Below are 16194 nucleotides of genomic sequence, written 5' to 3'. Positions count from 1 at the left end.
TTCAATCTATAACAAAATGATGGTTGCCAAACCAAGGAATATAAGAAAACCGCCGCTGTCGGTAATAGCTGTGATCATGACACTGGTGCCCACCGCAGGATCCCGCCCCAGTTTATTCATCACCAGCGGAATCATCACACCATTGACTGCAGCTAACAGCAGATTCAATGTCATTGCCGACATCATCACCAGGCCTAAAGCGTAACTGCCATATAACATATAGGAAATGACGCCCAGCACGCCGCCCCATAGCAAACCGTTGAGCAATGCCACGCCCAGCTCTTTTTGCAATAGCGATTTCATGTGGTAGCTGGATATCTGCCCTAGTGCGAGACCGCGCACTATCATGGTCGAGGTCTGGTTACCTGAGTTACCGCCTATCCCGGCTACGATAGGCATCAATGCGGCCAGCGCCACGATCTTTTCTATACTGTCTTCAAACAGGCCGATCACGCGCGATGCGACCAATGCTGTGACCAGGTTGATCGCCAGCCAGGCCCAGCGGTTTTGTACTGATTTCCAGATCGAGGCAAAGAAGTCTTCCTCTTCGCGCAGACCAGCCCAGGAGAGCATATCCGCTTCCGCTTCTTCCCGGATGATATCCATCACGGTATCGACGGTGATACGTCCTACCAGCTTGCGGTTATTATCCACCACCGGCGCTGTCACCAGGTCATAACGCTCGAACGCCATCGCCGCCTGGTCGGACATATCTTCAGGGTGAAAAACCACCGCATCGGTAGACATGATGTCGCCAACTGCAGTTTCCGGATCGTTCAGAATGATACGTTTAAGAGGCAGCACGCCTTGCAGGATGTCGTCGCGATTAATGACGAACAATTTATCGGTATGGTCGGGGAATTTAGGTAGCCGGCGCAGGTAGCGTAATACCACTTCTAAAGTGATATCGTCACGAATGGTGACAATATCAAAATCCATGATCGCACCTACCGTGTCTTCGGGATACGACAGCGCAGATTGCAGACGCTCGCGGTTTTGCGTATCCAGGCTGTACATCAAGTCCTGCAATACGTCTTTTGGCAGGTCGGGCGCCAGGTCAGCCAGCTCATCGGTATTCAGCTGTTCGGCCGCAGCCAGCAGCTCCTCGCTGTCCATGTCCGCGATCAGCGTCTGCCGCACTGCATCAGACGCTTCCAGCAGGATCTCGCCATCCCGCTCGGCCTTGACCAGGTCCCACACCATGAGCCTGTCATCCAAAGGCAGTGACTCGAGGATATAGGCCACGTCAGCCGGATGCAGCTGATCAAGCTTGTGCTGCAGGATATTCAGGTTTTGTTTATGGACCAGTGACTCAACCAGGCCGTGGTTAGGCATATCCTGCTTGTGCACGACATGCTCTACCAGCTTGTGCTTGCCGAGCAAGTGAATCACCTGTTGCAGCGTTTCGCTCAGGCTCTCCTTGCTTTCATTCACCTTCTCATCATGTTCACGAATTTCAGTCATGCCTATTCCAATGTTGAGCAGGGTTTATTTTTTACAGGTAATATTGTACAAAGCGTTGATGACACTACCTAGCGATTTATGCACAAGCACTTGATTTTATATGGCACCCTGGGCTGTCACTTATGTGACGATGCAGAGCGGGTGTTGCAGGCCCTGGCGCTGTCTTACCAAACAATAGACATTATTGATGACAATCGCCTGCTGGAGAAGTTTGCCACCAGCATTCCAGTACTGCAGGGCGCAGGCGAAAGCTACTTGTACTGGCCATTCAATACAGAGCAGGTCACTCAATGGCTGAGTGCTCACAAATAAACGCCTGCTGCAGATCAGGCAAACAATCATTGTTTAGAATTCGAAAGTGATAATGCCCTGAAAAACAAAAAAGCCAGCAATGCTGGCTTTTTTACTTGAAAATTGCGGCAGGAATTATTCTGCAGCTGCTGGTGCTTCAGCAATTTCCGGGCGGTCAACCAACTCAACAAATGCCATTGGTGCATTGTCGCCGTTGCGGAAACCACATTTCAGGATACGCAGGTAACCACCATTACGTGCGTTGTAACGTGGGCCCAGTTCACCGAACAATTTGCCAACGATATCACGGTCACGCAAACGGCTAAAAGCCAGGCGACGATTTGCCAGTGTAGGTGTTTTACCCAGAGTGATCAAAGGCTCTGCATATTTACGCAGTTCTTTTGCTTTTGGCAAAGTAGTCTTGATGACTTCGTGACGCAGCAAAGAGGTCACCATGTTGCGGAACATAGCAGCGCGGTGGCTACTTGTTCTGTTCAATTTACGATTGCTATTACCGTGACGCATAGTAATTCCTTAAGTATTTATCTTATTAGAAATTAAGCTTTTTCCAAGCCAACAGGTGGCCAGTTTTCCAGCTTCATTCCAAGTGTCAAGCCTTTGGAGGCCAACACGTCTTTAATTTCATTCAATGATTTTCTGCCCAGGTTCGGAGCTTTTAACAGCTCGTTTTCTGTACGTTGAATCAAATCACCAATGTAAAAAATGTTTTCCGCTTTGAGGCAGTTGGCAGAACGTACTGTCAATTCCAGATCATCCACTGGACGCAACAGGATAGGATCAACCTGTGGTGCAGCTTTTACTTCTACATCAGCAGAAGCGCCTTCCAGATTTGCAAATACTGACAACTGGCCGATCAGGATACGTGCTGCATCGCGTATGGCTTGTTCTGGCTCGATGATGCCGTTGGTTTCAACGTCCATAATCAGCTTGTCCAAGTCAGTACGTTGCTCAACACGTGCACTCTCAACATGGTAGCTCACCTTGTTGATCGGGCTGAAAGAAGCATCGACCATCATGAAGCCCAACACGCGGTCTTCATCGTTTGCTTTCTGGCGTGCTGGCACAGGCTGATAACCACGACCCATTTCGATCTTCACTTCCAGATTCAGCTTACCACCTTTGGTGATATGCGCGATCACGTGATTCGGGTTGACGATTTCAGCATCATGACCAACTTCAAAGTCACCTGCAGTCACAATACCTTCACCAGACTTGCTTAATACCAAGATGGTTTCAGTTTTGTTGTGCAGTTTTAATGCAACACCTTTAAGGTTCAGCAAGATATCAACAACATCTTCCTGAACGCCTTCAATCGTGGAGTACTCATGTACTACGCCATCGATTTTAACTTCAGTAATGGCAAAGCCTGGGATAGAAGATAAAAGCACTCTTCTTAAAGCGTTACCCAATGTATAGCCGAAGCCGCGCTCCATTGGTTCTAAAGTCACACGCGCACGCAGAGGATTAATGACCTCAACGTCTACTACGCGTGGCTTCAAATATTCTGTAGGGCTATTTTGCATATATTTCCTTGGAGTAATTGGGTATAAACAAATAAACCTTAGCCTGGACTAAGTGATTACTTAGAATACAACTCAACGATCAATGACTCATTAATGGTAACTGGCAACGCATCACGCTGAGGCTTAGCCTTGTACATACCACTCAATGCCTTGATGTTGACGTCCAACCACTCAGGAAAGCCGCGTTGCCCAGCTGCTTCAACTGCAGCTGTAATACGCAATTGCGATTTAGCCTTTTGTGAAACACTGATCACATCACCTGCTTTAACCTGGTAAGAAGGGATGTTCACACGTTTGCCATTCACCAGAATGCTGTTATGGCGTACAACCTGACGAGCTTCGGAACGCGAACCTGCCAGCCCCATACGATAAGCTACATTGTCTAAACGTGATTCCAGCAATTGCAATAAGCACTCGCCGGTAATTCCTTTTTGACCATCTGCTTTAGCGTAGTAAGCACGGAATTGACCTTCCAATACTCCGTAGATACGACGCACTTTTTGTTTTTCACGCAATTGCACACCGTAGTCCGACATACGGGCTACACGGCGTTGGCCGTGTTGACCTGGTGCGAAGTTACGCTTTTCGATTGCGCATTTGTCTGTAAAGCATTTTTCAGCTTTTAGAAACAACTTCTCACCTTCACGACGGCACTGGCGGCATTTAGGGTCTAGATTTCTAGCCAAAATATTCTCCATTAATCGATTCGCCGACCATTCGATCAGCGAAATGAATTAAATCCTGCGTTTTTTAGGTGGACGGCAACCGTTGTGCGGCACTGGTGTAACATCGGTGATGCTAGTGATTTTGAAACCAGCAGCATTCAATGCACGTACTGCAGATTCACGACCTGGGCCTGGGCCCTTGATGCGAACTTCCAGATTCTTAACGCCAGATTCCTGAGCAGCTTTACCAGCTACTTCAGAAGCAACCTGTGCTGCAAATGGAGTACTCTTACGTGAACCTTTAAAACCCTGACCACCGGAAGTAGCCCATGACAATGCATTGCCTTGACGATCGGTAATCGTAATAATCGTGTTGTTAAAAGAAGCGTGCACGTGAGCGATACCCTCGGCAATGTTCTTTTTAACTTTTTTTCTAACGCGTACATTAGCTTTTGCCATGTTGTACTGTCCTTAATATCTACTAATGTTCAAAGAGATTATTTAGCTTGCTTGATGGCCTTGACAGGACCTTTACGCGTACGCGCATTGGTCTTGGTACGCTGTCCGCGCACTGGCAAACCGCGACGATGACGGATACCACGGTAGCAACCCAGATCCATCAAACGCTTGATGTTCATGGTTACTTCGCGGCGCAAGTCACCTTCTACAGTGAACTTCGCAACTTCGTCACGCAACTTTTCCACTTCTGCATCGCTCAGATCTTTGATCTTCACTGTCGTCAGTACACCAGCAGCTGCACAGATCTTCTGTGCAGTATTACGGCCGATACCGTAGATCGATGTTAAAGCGATTTCCGCATGTTTGTGGTTTGGGATATTTACCCCGGCAATACGAGCCATACTTAAACTCCAATAATCAATCGTTCATCACGATCAAACTTGTGCGTAGAAAAGAAAAGCCGCATATTATATCAGCCTATCCCTACCCTCACAAGAAATTGTTATACCAATTAACCTTGACGTTGTTTATGACGTGGGTCTGTACAAATAACACGAACAACACCGCGACGTCTTACCACTTTACAGTTACGGCACAATGCTTTAACTGATGCGCGAACTCTCATCTTATTTCCTTTAGTTAATTCACTTACTTTGTGCGGAATGTCTATTCACGCACGGGTTAAATCATTTAGCGTTATCTTTGCAGCAACTCTGCCAGCTGGCAGGCTGCAAATCTAGCGACCAGATCCTTTAAAATTTGCTTTTTTGAGCAAACCTTCATATTGCTGAGACATCAGGTGTGATTGCACCTGCGTCATAAAGTCCATGGTGACCACAACAATAATCAGCAATGACGTACCACCAAAATAGAATGGTGTATTGAACTTCAACACCAGAAATTCCGGCAACAGACAAACCAGCGTGATATACAACGCACCGATCAGCGTCAAACGTCCCATAATTCTGTCTATATATTTTGCCGTTTGATCACCAGGACGGATGCCCGGTACAAAAGCACCGCTCTTCTTCAGGTTATCTGCCGTTTCTTTGGGGTTGAACACCAAAGCGGTATAGAAGAACGCAAAGAACAGGATCGCAGCTGCAAACAACAGAATATACAATGGCTGACCTGGTGACAGTTTGGCACTGACATCCTTCAACCAATACATATGCTCACTACTTCCGAACCAACCCGCCAGGGTGGCTGGGAACAAAATAATACTTGAAGCGAAGATCGGTGGAATCACACCTGACATATTCAGCTTCAACGGCAGATGGGTCGATTGGCCACCGTAGATACGGTTACCGACCTGACGCTTGGCATAGTTCACAGTGATCTTGCGTTGACCACGTTCTACGAAAACCACCAATGCCGTAACTAAAATCACTGCAACAAACAGGAAGATCACTAATGGAATAGAGAACGCACCTGTTTTTGCCAAATCTAAAGTACTGCCAATGGCATGTGGCAGACCTGCTACGATACCGGCAAAAATGATAATCGAAATACCGTTACCAATGCCGCGCTCAGTGATCTGCTCACCCAGCCACATCAAAAACATGGTGCCTGCCACCAGTGTGGTTACCGCAGTGATGCGGAAAGCCAAACCTGGATCAAGCACCAGACCAGCCTGCCCTTCCAGCGCAATGGCAATGCCAAGTGCCTGAAAAGTCGCCAGCAACACAGTGCCGTAGCGTGTGTATTTGGTGATTTGACGACGGCCAGCTTCACCTTCTTTTTTCAGCTGTTCTAACTGTGGTGAAACCACAGTCAGCAACTGCATGATGATGGAAGCAGAGATGTAAGGCATGATCCCCAGGGCAAACACGGTAAAACGTGATAATGCACCACCAGAGAACATGTTAAACATGCCCAGAATGCCATCCTTTTGTGTGTCGAATAATTGCTTCAACACAGTAGGGTCAATGCCTGGCACTGGAATATGAGCACCGAGTCGATAAACGATCAGTGCCCCCAACAAGAACCACAAACGGGCTTTTAATTCGCCAAGTTTGCCTACGGAACTTAAAATATTATCCTGTGCCAAGCTGATACTCTCTTATGACAACAATTAAACTTCGAGTACTTTGCCGCCAGCGGATTCGATGGCTGCTTTAGCACCTTTGGTCAACAACAAACCTTGAACCTGTACTTTAGTAGTCACGTCACCAGACAAATACACTTTGACGAATTTCACAGAAGCCGGAACCAGTTTGGCTGCTTTCAATGCCAAAATGTCTATCACTTCCACTTCAACCAAAGACAGTTCGCTAGTACGAATACGTGCGGTATCAGCATGGGTCAAAGAATTGAAACCACGTTTAGGCAAACGACGTTGCAAAGGCATTTGACCACCTTCGAAACCTACCTTGTGGAAACCACCGGCACGTGACTTTTGACCTTTGTGACCACGACCACCAGTTTTACCCAAACCGGAGCCAATGCCACGACCTAAACGACGACGTTCCTTTTTAGCGCCTTCTGCAGGCTTAATCGTGTTCAATTGCATTATGCTTCAACCTTTAAAAGATAGCTTACAGCATTGATCATGCCGCGGATTTCTGGCGTATCTTGCACTTCAACAGTGTGATGCATACGACGCAGACCCAAGCCACGTACTGTCGCTTTATGCGCTTCAATACGACCAATTAAACTTCTTACTAACGTTACTTTCAAGTTAGCGTTTTCTTTTTTCGCTTTAGCCATGATTAACCTCTGATTTCTTCTAAGGTCTTGCCACGTTTAGCAGCAATTTCAGCTGGTGTGTTCATGGAAGCCAGACCGTTCAAGGTTGCACGCACCAGATTGTAAGGGTTGGAAGAACCAAGACTCTTAGCAATCACGTTTGTGATACCCATCACTTCAAAAATAGCGCGCATCGTGCCACCAGCAATAATACCGGTACCTTCAGAGGCAGGCAGGATCAGTACTTTAGCAGCACCGTGTACACCAGTAACTGTATGATGCAAAGTACCATTCTTCAAATTCACTTTTACCATGCTGCGGCGGGCTTCATCCATGGCTTTTTGTACAGCCACTGGCACTTCACGTGCTTTACCTTTACCCATACCCACAGTGCCGTCACCATCACCAACCACGGTCAATGCAGCGAAGCTCATGATACGACCACCCTTAACCGTTTTACTTACACGGTTAACAGTAATCATTTTTTCACGCAAACCGTCTGTTTGCTGCTGTTCAAAATCTTTAGCCATTATTCATCACCTATTAGAATTTGAGACCATGTTCACGGGCAGCGTCAGCCAAAGCTTTAATACGACCGTGATACTTGTAGCCTGAACGATCAAAAGCAACGTCAGTGATGCCTGCTTTTACAGCTTTTTCAGCGATACGTTTGCCAATCAAGGTTGCAGCTTCGATGTTGCCACCATTTTTCAGTTGTTGACGCACTTCCGCCTCAACGGTAGATGCACTCGCCAATATGCGATCACCTGTTTCTGTGATGATCTGCGCATAGATATTAGTATTGGTGCGATGTACACTCAAACGTGTCACTTTTAACTCGGCGATTTTGGCACGGGTTTTACGTGCTCTGCGCAATCGGTTATTAACGTTTTTCATTGAATTTACCTTTAATATTGATTCACTGTTCAGGCTATTTCTAACCTAGAAGTGCTTTACTTATTTTTTCTTGGTCTCTTTAATGACGACCACTTCATCCGCATAACGCACGCCTTTGCCTTTATATGGCTCAGGAGCACGGTAACCACGGATCTGGGCAGCAACCTGGCCAAGCACTTGCTTGTTGGCACCAGTCAACACGACTTCTGTCGGTGTTGGTGTCTGCACAGTCACGCCTTCAGGCATTTTGTGGTTGATCGGATGAGAGTAACCTAACTCCAGGTTCAATGTTGAACCCTGAGCATTAGCTTTGTAACCCACACCAATCAGTGTCAATTTACGGGTAAAGCCAGCAGAAACACCTAACACCATATTTGCCAGCAAGGCACGTATAGTTCCAGACATTGCTCGCGCATGCTGTGTTTCATTGTTGGCTTTCACCAACAGCTGTTCGCCATCACGCGTCACAGAGATATCTGCAGACAGCGCCTGGTTTAATTTACCCAGAGGACCGCTCACTGCGATCTCGGCTGGAGAGATTACGACTTCTACCTTGGCAGGAATCGCAACCGGATTTTTAGCAACACGTGACATATCAAACTCCTCTTAGGCCACGATGCACAAAACTTCACCACCGATACCGGCAGCTTGTGCTTTACGATCAGTCATTACACCCTTAGAGGTAGAAACGATGGTTACACCTAAACCGTTCATCACTCGAGGAATGTTTTGACTACCTTTGTATATACGCAGACCTGGCTTAGACACACGCTCGATCTTCTCAATTACTGGACGACCGGCGTAGTACTTCAGGCTGATGTTCAAAACAGGCTTACCTTCGTTGTCTTGAACGTTAAAATCTTCAATGTAACCTTCATCTTTCAGTACGTTTGCAATGGCGCCTTTAACTTTAGACGCAGGCATTGAAACTGATGGCTTATTCGTACGTTGCGCGTTACGAATACGGGTCAACATATCGGCAATCGGATCACTCATACTCATGTTCTATTCCTCCGTTACCAGCTGGCCTTGGTGACGCCTGGTACATGACCAGCCATCATCAACTTACGCAACTCATTACGTGCGATACCAAATTTACTGAACACACCACGTGGACGACCAGTCAATGCACAACGGTTACGTGTACGCACCGGGCTGGAATTACGTGGCAAACTTTGCAATTTCGAACGTGCAGCGAAACGATCTTCAACGCTTGCAGATTGGTTGTTAATGATCTCAACCAATTCAGCACGTTTGGCTGCATATTTTTTTACGGTTTCGCGACGCTTCTGTTCGCGCTCTGTCATACATACTTTTGCCATGACTTAACCTCTAAAGGGGAAACTAAATGCAGCCAACAGTGCTTTTGCTTCTTCATCTGTTTGAGCTGTCGTGGTAATGGTGATGTTCATTCCGCGCAGGGCATCGATCTTGTCGTATTCGATTTCCGGGAAAATGATCTGCTCTTTAACACCCATGTTGTAGTTACCACGGCCATCAAAGGACTTGCCTGAAATACCACGGAAGTCACGAATACGTGGGATAGCCACAGTAATCAGCCTATCCAGGAATTCATACATACGCTCGCGGCGCAATGTGACTTTACAACCAACAGGATAGTCATCACGGATCTTAAACGCAGCCACAGACTTTTTAGCCTTGGTCACGATAGGTTTTTGACCAGCGATTTTTTCCATATCGGAAACAGCGTTTTCCATGACTTTCTTGTCAGCCACTGCTTCGCCTACACCCATGTTCAGGGTGATTTTTTCGATACGTGGCACCTGCATTGAGGAGGTGTAGCCAAATTGTTCTGTCAATTTGGAAACCACTGTATCTTTATAGTATTGTTTTAAACGTGCCATATGTATTCCTATGCGTCGATCGACTCGCCGCTAGATTTGTAAACACGAATCTTGCGACCATCTTCGAGTACCTTAAAACCAACACGATCAGCTTTTTTAGTTGCACTGTTAAAGATTGCAACGTTGGAAATATCCAAAGGCATTTCCTTGCTGATAATGCCACCAGTAACACCACGCATAGGGTTAGGGCGAGTGTGCTTTTTAACCACATTCAAGCCTTCCACCACTACATGGCCGGTTGGCAAGACGTTTAAAACAGCACCTGTTTTACCTGCGTCTTTACCTGTATTCAAAATGACTTGGTCACCTTTGCGAATTTTGCTCATTTATCGTCTCCTGCCTATTACAGCACTTCAGGCGCTAATGAAACGATCTTCATGAAGCGCTCACTGCGCAACTCACGTGTCACCGGGCCAAAAATACGTGTACCAATCGGCTCAAGCTTGTTGTTCAACAAGACTGCAGCATTGGCATCGAATTTAACTAAAGAACCATCTGGGCGCCGCACACCTTTGGCAGTACGCACAACCACAGCGTTGTAGATCTCACCTTTTTTGACGCGACCACGTGGGGCAGCATCTTTAATGCTGACCTTGATGATGTCGCCAATGCTGGCATAACGACGCTTGGAACCACCCAAGACCTTGATACACTGCACGGAACGCGCACCAGTGTTATCGGCTACTTCGAGCCGAGATTGCATTTGAATCATGAGAAATAATCTCCAACTTAATCCGTTATAACCACTACCAGCCGTTGCTTTGAATTTTCATTCAAGAACATTTTCGGCCAATAGACCACGGTCAGTATTGGGGTGCCAGCTACATGCCATCTAAGGCGGGCACCGAAAAGTCCAACATTATACAACCAAAAAAACGCTTATGACAAGCGCTTTTCCAGTTTTATATTTTGAAGCCTTATTTAGCTTCGATTTTGCTTACTATCCAAGACTTGGTCTTGGAGTATGGGCGTGATTCAGTAATTGTGACCAAATCGCCTTCATTGCATGCATTCGCTTCATCATGTGCATGAAATTTATTTGATTTAGAAACCACTTTACCAATCAGAGGATGCTTAACTTTACGCTCAACAAGCACAACAACGGTTTTATCCATCTTGTTGCTCACTACGCGGCCAGTCAAAGTGCGTACTACTTTCGCTTTTTCAGTCATCATGCCTGTTTCGCCTTCTCAGCCAACACGGTCTTCACGCGAGCTACATCTTTACGCACTTTACCCAGCTGATCTGCTTTGTTCAATTGTTGAGTAGCCAGTTGCATGCGCAGTGAAAACTGTGCGCGACGCAACTCAACCAACTCGGTGTTCAGCTCTTCAGCTGACTTTGCTCTAAATTCTGAAGCTTTCATTTAACTACTCCTTAACTGCCGATTTGACGGGTCATGAATGTAGTTTCAATCGGCAACTTAGCAGCAGCCAATTTGAAAGCTTCGCGAGCCAACTCTTCGCTCACGCCATCCATCTCGTACAACATTTTGCCTGGCTGAATTTGAGCGATGTAGTAATCAACACTACCTTTACCATTACCCATACGCACTTCAGCAGGTTTTTTGGAAATTGGCTGATCAGGAAACACACGGATCCAAACGCGGCCACCACGTTTAATGTGACGAGTCATCACACGACGTGCAGCTTCGATCTGGCGTGCGGTCAAACGACCACGACCAATCGCTTTCAAACCAAATTCACCAAAGCTTACCTTGTTACCAGTAGTCGCAATACCTTTATTGCGACCCTTTTGCATCTTGCGGTATTTCTGTCTAGCTGGTTGCAGCATCTTTAGCCCTCGGCTTTCTTACTTTTTTCTCTGGCTCAACATCAGCAACTGCAGCGTTAGCAGCGTTGTTGTCAAAAATCTCGCCTTTGAATACCCAAACTTTAATTCCGATAATACCGTAGGTGGTAGAAGCTTCTGCCACACCGTAGTCGATATCAGCACGCAGTGTATGGAGAGGCACACGGCCTTCACGATACCACTCGGTACGCGCGATCTCGATACCGTTCAAACGACCGGAACTCATGATCTTGATGCCCTGTGCGCCCAAACGCATGGCGTTTTGCATGGCACGTTTCATGGCACGACGGAACATCACGCGTTTTTCCAATTGCTGCGCAATCGATTGTGCGATCAATGTTGCATCTAATTCTGGCTTACGCACTTCTTCAATGTTCAGGTGAACAGGCACGCCCATCAACCCTTGCAGAGTAGAACGCAAAGACTCGATGTCTTCACCTTTTTTACCGATCACAACACCTGGACGGGCACTGTGAATAGTGATTTTTGCGTTTTTAGCCGGGCGCTCGATGATGATCTTGCTCACAGCAGCGCTAGCCAGTTTCTTGTTCAAGAACTCGCGCACTTTGATGTCGCCTTGCAACATCGCCGGGAAGTTCTGGCTATTTGAGTACCAACGTGACGCCCAGTTTTTCTGAACGCTCAAACGGAACCCAATTGGATGAATTTTCTGTCCCATATTATTCCTTTGAGTCACCGACTGTCACATGAATGTGACACGTTGGTTTCGTAATACGACCAGCGCGACCTTTTGCACGTGCACGGATACGTTTCATGACAACACCTTTATCAACGTAGATTGAAGTCACCTTCAATGCGTCAATATCAGCCCCATTGTTATGCTCGGCATTGGCAATCGCAGACAGCACCACTTTTTTGATGATCTCGGCGCCACGCTTAGGCGTGAACTCGAGAATATTCAAAGCGTGATCCACTTTTTTGCCACGTACCAAGTCGGCCACCAAACGCGCTTTTTGCGGAGAAAGGTGTACGCCTTTTAAAACTGCAGTAACTTGCATATCAGCCCCTTACTTCTTCGCTTTTTTATCAGCCGCGTGCCCTTTGAACGTGCGTGTCAACGCAAATTCGCCAAGCTTGTGACCAACCATGTTTTCAGAAATCAACACAGGCACATGTTGTCTACCGTTGTGCACTGCGATGGTTAAACCAATAAAGTCAGGCAATACAGTCGAACGGCGAGACCAAGTTTTGATTGGTTTTCTATCGCGGTTCGCTGACGCAGTTTCGACTTTCTTAGCCAAGTGAGCGTCCACGAATGGACCTTTTTTAACAGAACGTGCCATGGCGATTACCTTACATTTCTCGGACGACGACTTACGCGCATGTTATCAGTACGCTTGTTCTTACGTGTACGATAACCCTTAGTTTTCTGACCCCATGGTGAAACCGGGTTCATACCAGCAGCAGTACGGCCTTCACCACCACCGTGCGGGTGATCAACCGGGTTCATCACCACACCACGTACGGTTGGGCGAACACCGCGCCAGCGCATCGCACCGGCTTTACCGATAGAACGCAATGAATGCTCTTCGTTACCCACTTCGCCCAAGGTTGCCTTGCAGTCTACGTGCACACGGCGAACTTCACCGGAACGCAAACGCAGCTGAGCATAAGCACCTTCACGTGCCAGCAACTGAACAGAAGTACCGGCTGAACGCGCGATCTGCGCGCCTTTACCTGGCTGGATCTCGATACAATGGATCGTGCTACCGACCGGGATGTTGCGCAAAGGCAATGCATTACCAGCACGGATAGGCGCTTCAGAACCGCTCACCAGTTGCGCACCGGCAGCAATGCCGCGTGGTGCGATGATGTAACGACGCTCACCATCCGCATAGCACAGCAACGCGATGTTGGCTGTACGGTTTGGATCGTACTCGATACGCTCTACAGTTGCAGGAATACCATCCTTGTTACGACGGAAGTCGATCACACGGTAATGCTGCTTATGACCACCACCTTGGTGACGGGTTGTAATGCGGCCGTTGTTATTACGACCAGCATTTTTACTTTGACTTTCCAACAGCGGCGCGTAAGGCTTACCTTTGTGTAAATCAGGTGTGACAACCTTCAATACACCACGACGACCGGGGGAAGTTGGTTTGACTTTAACTAATGCCATGTCTTCTCTCCTTATTCGCCAGCTGCAAAATTAATTTCTTGACCTGGCTTCAGGCTCACATAAGCCTTTTTCCAGTCACTACGCTTACCAGCACGGCGGCCAGCACGCTTCACTTTACCTGCAACGTTAATCACAGATACAGAAGCCACTTCGACCTTGAAAACCAACTCAACTGCAGCCTTGATTTCTGGCTTGGTTGCATCAGTACGCACTTTAAAAGCAATTTGCTGATGCTTGTCAGCAATAAACGTTGCCTTCTCGGTAATTTGTGGTGCCAAAATCACTTGCAATAAACGATCTTGAACTTTGGTTGCTGCGGTAATCATGCCAAGATCTCCTCAAGTTTTTTCACTGCACCAGCAGTGACCAAAACGTTAGGGAAACGCACCAGGCTGACCGGGTCAGCAAATTGCGCTTCAATTACCAAAACGTTTGGAAGGTTACGGGAAGACAAGTACAAATTCTCATCAAAACCATCGATCAATACCAACACACCACCATCTACACCCAGCGCATTGATTTTTTGGACCAATTGTTTTGTTTTTGGTGTGTCGATAGTAAACGTATCAACCACTTTCAACCTGTCCTGACGAACCAGTTCAGACAAGATAGTCTGCATACCAGCACGGTAAGCCTTGCGGTTTACTTTGTGGCTGTAGTTTTCGTTAGGGCTGTTAGGGAATGCACGACCACCTCCGCGCCAGATCGGGCTGGAAGTCATACCAGCACGAGCGTTACCAGTACCCTTTTGCGCATATGGCTTATGGGTAGTGTGGGCAACGGTAGCACGTGTCTTCTGTGCGCGGGTCGCTGTACGGGCATTCGCCATGTAAGCAACAACTACTTCGTGCACCAGAGATTCGTTAAATTCACGACCGAAAGTCACATCAGACGCATCTACGCCTTTTTTAGCAACTTTGCCGTTCAGATCAATCAGCTTCAATTCCATTATGCAGCCCCTTTCGCTTTGATGGCTGGACGTACAACAACATTGCCACCTTTGGAGCCAGGTACGGAACCTTTAATCAATAACAGATTACGCTCTACGTCTACACGCACGATTTCCAGGTTTTGGGTAGTGACTTTAACGTCGCCCAAATGACCAGGCATGCGCTTACCAGGGAATACTCGACCCGGATCCTGCGCCATACCGATAGAACCCGGTACGTTATGTGAACGAGAGTTACCGTGAGAAGCACGGTTAGAGGAGAAGTTGTGACGCTTGATCGCACCGGCAAAACCTTTACCGATGGATGTACCTGTCACGTCTACCAACTGACCTACAGAGAAAATATCAACAGTGACATTTCCACCGACTTGGAAGTTAGCCAGAACATCTTCAACCACATTGAATTCTTTGATACCAGCACCGGCAGTTACGCCAGCTTTGGCAAAGTGACCAGTCAACGCTTTGTTGATACGGCTAGCACGACGCTCACCGTATGCAACTTGCAGGCCTGTATAGCCATCCGTTGCAACTGTCTTTACTTGTGTCACGCGGTTGGGGATCACTTCCAGCACTGTTACAGGAACGCTTGCGCCTTCTTCTGTAAAAATGCGGGTCATGCCCACCTTGCGACCAATAAGCCCTAAGCTCATGATCAGTTCCTTATAATAGTTTAAAGTGGACGATTACAATTGACCGTCCACCGAAGAGCGCGGATTATACCGAACTATTCTTGATTTGACAATAGCCTTCAACTTGAAGGCCAAGTCGGGAATGACAAACTTTTTTGATTAAAGCTTGATCTCTACATCCACACCAGCTGGCAGATCCAGCTTCATCAAGGCATCTACAGTCTTGTCTGTAGGGTCCACGATGTCCATCAGACGCTGATGGGTACGGATTTCAAACTGGTCACGTGAAGTTTTGTTCACGTGCGGGGAACGCAGAATATCAAAGCGCTCAATACGTGTTGGCAATGGCACCGGACCTTTTACAACTGCACCAGTACGTTTCGCTGTATCCACGATCTCCAAAGCTGATTGATCGATCAAACGATAGTCAAATGCTTTCAGACGGATACGAATTTTTTGAGCTGCCATGTTTTTTCCTTAAAAAGAGCAAAAGCGGCAGGAAATTCCTGCCGCCGATAAAAATCAATTATTCGATGATCTTGGCTACAACGCCAGCACCAACGGTACGACCACCTTCACGGATAGCGAAGCGCAAGCCGTCTTCCATCGCGATAGGCGCAATCAGCGCTACTGAGATAGATACGTTGTCACCTGGCATCACCATTTCGGTACCTGCTGGCAATTCAACTGCACCAGTCACGTCAGTAGTACGGAAGTAGAACTGTGGACGGTAGCCGTTGAAGAATGGCGTATGACGACCACCTTCATCTTTACCCAACACGTAGATC

General features: G+C 47.2%; 30 protein-coding genes and 1 pseudogene. 1 reads left to right on the top strand and 30 read right to left on the bottom strand.

Annotated elements, in window-relative coordinates; genetic code table 11:
- Positions 1-6: 6 nt before the first annotated feature.
- Positions 7-1464, bottom strand: coding sequence for a magnesium transporter (gene mgtE, locus ACT6RZ_RS06625; RefSeq protein WP_444701346.1), 1458 nt, complete (start codon positions 1462-1464; stop codon positions 7-9).
- 78 nt (positions 1465-1542) lie between these two features.
- Here mgtE and ACT6RZ_RS06620 point away from each other — a divergent pair, with 78 nt between their 5' ends.
- A complete protein-coding gene (locus ACT6RZ_RS06620; RefSeq protein ID WP_444701345.1) occupies positions 1543-1776 on the top strand; it encodes a glutaredoxin family protein in 234 nt (77 codons plus the stop codon).
- A 114-nt stretch (positions 1777-1890) separates the two neighbouring features.
- Here the strand turns inward: ACT6RZ_RS06620 and rplQ are convergent, their stop codons facing one another.
- The 29 genes and pseudogenes from rplQ to tuf form a co-directional block, all read right to left on the bottom strand.
- A complete protein-coding gene (gene rplQ, locus ACT6RZ_RS06615; protein WP_055827082.1) occupies positions 1891-2280 on the bottom strand; it encodes a 50S ribosomal protein L17 in 390 nt (129 codons plus the stop codon).
- 32 nt (positions 2281-2312) lie between these two features.
- Entirely contained in the window at positions 2313-3299 is a 987-nt protein-coding gene (locus ACT6RZ_RS06610; RefSeq protein WP_055827085.1) for a DNA-directed RNA polymerase subunit alpha, read from the bottom strand.
- A gap of 56 nt (positions 3300-3355) precedes the next feature.
- Positions 3356-3985 carry a 30S ribosomal protein S4 gene (gene rpsD / locus ACT6RZ_RS06605; RefSeq protein ID WP_444701344.1) on the bottom strand — a complete coding sequence of 210 codons (630 nt, stop codon included), beginning with the start codon at positions 3983-3985 and terminating at the stop codon, positions 3356-3358.
- Positions 3986-4033: 48 nt separating this feature from the next.
- Complete coding sequence (gene rpsK, locus ACT6RZ_RS06600) at positions 4034-4423, bottom strand: 30S ribosomal protein S11 (protein WP_018986256.1); 390 nt, start codon at positions 4421-4423, stop codon at positions 4034-4036.
- A 38-nt stretch (positions 4424-4461) separates the two neighbouring features.
- Complete coding sequence (gene rpsM / locus ACT6RZ_RS06595) at positions 4462-4824, bottom strand: 30S ribosomal protein S13 (RefSeq protein ID WP_444701343.1); 363 nt, start codon at positions 4822-4824, stop codon at positions 4462-4464.
- A 110-nt stretch (positions 4825-4934) separates the two neighbouring features.
- The gene (gene rpmJ, locus ACT6RZ_RS06590; protein ID WP_325241676.1) at positions 4935-5048 is read right to left on the bottom strand and encodes a 50S ribosomal protein L36; all 114 of its coding nucleotides are present in this window, start codon (positions 5046-5048) and stop codon (positions 4935-4937) included.
- A 111-nt stretch (positions 5049-5159) separates the two neighbouring features.
- Complete coding sequence (gene secY / locus ACT6RZ_RS06585; RefSeq protein WP_379032474.1) at positions 5160-6473, bottom strand: preprotein translocase subunit SecY; 1314 nt, start codon at positions 6471-6473, stop codon at positions 5160-5162.
- 24 nt (positions 6474-6497) lie between these two features.
- Entirely contained in the window at positions 6498-6935 is a 438-nt protein-coding gene (gene rplO, locus ACT6RZ_RS06580; RefSeq protein WP_444701342.1) for a 50S ribosomal protein L15, read from the bottom strand.
- Positions 6935-7132, bottom strand: coding sequence for a 50S ribosomal protein L30 (gene rpmD / locus ACT6RZ_RS06575; protein ID WP_325241244.1), 198 nt, complete (start codon positions 7130-7132; stop codon positions 6935-6937). Before rpmD ends, rplO begins: the two co-directional genes overlap by 1 nt.
- A 2-nt stretch (positions 7133-7134) precedes the next feature.
- Positions 7135-7641 carry a 30S ribosomal protein S5 gene (rpsE, locus tag ACT6RZ_RS06570; protein ID WP_444701341.1) on the bottom strand — a complete coding sequence of 169 codons (507 nt, stop codon included), beginning with the start codon at positions 7639-7641 and terminating at the stop codon, positions 7135-7137.
- 13 nt (positions 7642-7654) lie between these two features.
- A complete protein-coding gene (gene rplR / locus ACT6RZ_RS06565; protein ID WP_444701340.1) occupies positions 7655-8008 on the bottom strand; it encodes a 50S ribosomal protein L18 in 354 nt (117 codons plus the stop codon).
- Positions 8009-8068: 60 nt separating this feature from the next.
- Complete coding sequence (gene rplF / locus ACT6RZ_RS06560; RefSeq protein WP_444701339.1) at positions 8069-8602, bottom strand: 50S ribosomal protein L6; 534 nt, start codon at positions 8600-8602, stop codon at positions 8069-8071.
- A 12-nt stretch (positions 8603-8614) separates the two neighbouring features.
- The gene (gene rpsH / locus ACT6RZ_RS06555; protein WP_379032485.1) at positions 8615-9010 is read right to left on the bottom strand and encodes a 30S ribosomal protein S8; all 396 of its coding nucleotides are present in this window, start codon (positions 9008-9010) and stop codon (positions 8615-8617) included.
- Between the two features lie 14 nt (positions 9011-9024).
- Positions 9025-9330, bottom strand: coding sequence for a 30S ribosomal protein S14 (gene rpsN / locus ACT6RZ_RS06550; RefSeq protein ID WP_379032487.1), 306 nt, complete (start codon positions 9328-9330; stop codon positions 9025-9027).
- Between the two features lie 3 nt (positions 9331-9333).
- Positions 9334-9873, bottom strand: a complete 540-nt coding sequence (rplE, locus tag ACT6RZ_RS06545; protein WP_379032490.1) for a 50S ribosomal protein L5 — start codon at positions 9871-9873, stop codon at positions 9334-9336.
- 8 nt (positions 9874-9881) lie between these two features.
- Positions 9882-10199, bottom strand: coding sequence for a 50S ribosomal protein L24 (gene rplX, locus ACT6RZ_RS06540; protein WP_444701338.1), 318 nt, complete (start codon positions 10197-10199; stop codon positions 9882-9884).
- A 17-nt stretch (positions 10200-10216) separates the two neighbouring features.
- The gene (rplN, locus tag ACT6RZ_RS06535) at positions 10217-10585 is read right to left on the bottom strand and encodes a 50S ribosomal protein L14 (protein WP_019881229.1); all 369 of its coding nucleotides are present in this window, start codon (positions 10583-10585) and stop codon (positions 10217-10219) included.
- A gap of 205 nt (positions 10586-10790) precedes the next feature.
- On the bottom strand, positions 10791-11048 hold the full coding sequence (gene rpsQ / locus ACT6RZ_RS06530; protein ID WP_444701337.1) for a 30S ribosomal protein S17: 258 nt from the start codon (positions 11046-11048) through the stop codon (positions 10791-10793).
- Complete coding sequence (rpmC, locus tag ACT6RZ_RS06525) at positions 11045-11239, bottom strand: 50S ribosomal protein L29 (protein ID WP_055827124.1); 195 nt, start codon at positions 11237-11239, stop codon at positions 11045-11047. Before rpmC ends, rpsQ begins: the two co-directional genes overlap by 4 nt.
- 11 nt (positions 11240-11250) lie before the next feature.
- Positions 11251-11667, bottom strand: a complete 417-nt coding sequence (rplP, locus tag ACT6RZ_RS06520) for a 50S ribosomal protein L16 (protein ID WP_055827127.1) — start codon at positions 11665-11667, stop codon at positions 11251-11253.
- Positions 11651-12364, bottom strand: a complete 714-nt coding sequence (gene rpsC, locus ACT6RZ_RS06515) for a 30S ribosomal protein S3 (protein ID WP_444701336.1) — start codon at positions 12362-12364, stop codon at positions 11651-11653. Before rpsC ends, rplP begins: the two co-directional genes overlap by 17 nt.
- Position 12365: 1 nt before the next feature.
- Positions 12366-12704 (bottom strand): 50S ribosomal protein L22, encoded by a 339-nt coding sequence (gene rplV, locus ACT6RZ_RS06510; RefSeq protein WP_379032499.1) that lies wholly within the window; start codon positions 12702-12704, stop codon positions 12366-12368.
- Positions 12705-12713: 9 nt separating this feature from the next.
- Positions 12714-12989, bottom strand: coding sequence for a 30S ribosomal protein S19 (gene rpsS, locus ACT6RZ_RS06505; RefSeq protein WP_055827137.1), 276 nt, complete (start codon positions 12987-12989; stop codon positions 12714-12716).
- A 5-nt stretch (positions 12990-12994) separates the two neighbouring features.
- A complete protein-coding gene (gene rplB / locus ACT6RZ_RS06500) occupies positions 12995-13828 on the bottom strand; it encodes a 50S ribosomal protein L2 (protein ID WP_325241270.1) in 834 nt (277 codons plus the stop codon).
- Between the two features lie 11 nt (positions 13829-13839).
- Positions 13840-14154, bottom strand: a complete 315-nt coding sequence (gene rplW / locus ACT6RZ_RS06495; protein ID WP_444701335.1) for a 50S ribosomal protein L23 — start codon at positions 14152-14154, stop codon at positions 13840-13842.
- On the bottom strand, positions 14151-14777 hold the full coding sequence (gene rplD, locus ACT6RZ_RS06490) for a 50S ribosomal protein L4 (protein WP_379032507.1): 627 nt from the start codon (positions 14775-14777) through the stop codon (positions 14151-14153). The genes rplW and rplD overlap by 4 nt, the downstream gene beginning before the upstream one ends.
- Complete coding sequence (gene rplC / locus ACT6RZ_RS06485) at positions 14777-15427, bottom strand: 50S ribosomal protein L3 (RefSeq protein WP_442584714.1); 651 nt, start codon at positions 15425-15427, stop codon at positions 14777-14779. The genes rplD and rplC overlap by 1 nt, the downstream gene beginning before the upstream one ends.
- 138 nt (positions 15428-15565) lie before the next feature.
- A complete protein-coding gene (rpsJ, locus tag ACT6RZ_RS06480; protein WP_018986280.1) occupies positions 15566-15874 on the bottom strand; it encodes a 30S ribosomal protein S10 in 309 nt (102 codons plus the stop codon).
- A gap of 58 nt (positions 15875-15932) precedes the next feature.
- Positions 15933-16194 (bottom strand): annotated as a pseudogene (gene tuf, locus ACT6RZ_RS06475) (elongation factor Tu); the annotation flags it as partial.

This window comes from Methylophilus sp. (assembly GCF_052437885.1).
GTDB lineage: Bacteria > Pseudomonadota > Gammaproteobacteria > Burkholderiales > Methylophilaceae > Methylophilus.
This window is presented reverse-complemented; position numbering and strand designations above follow the sequence as displayed.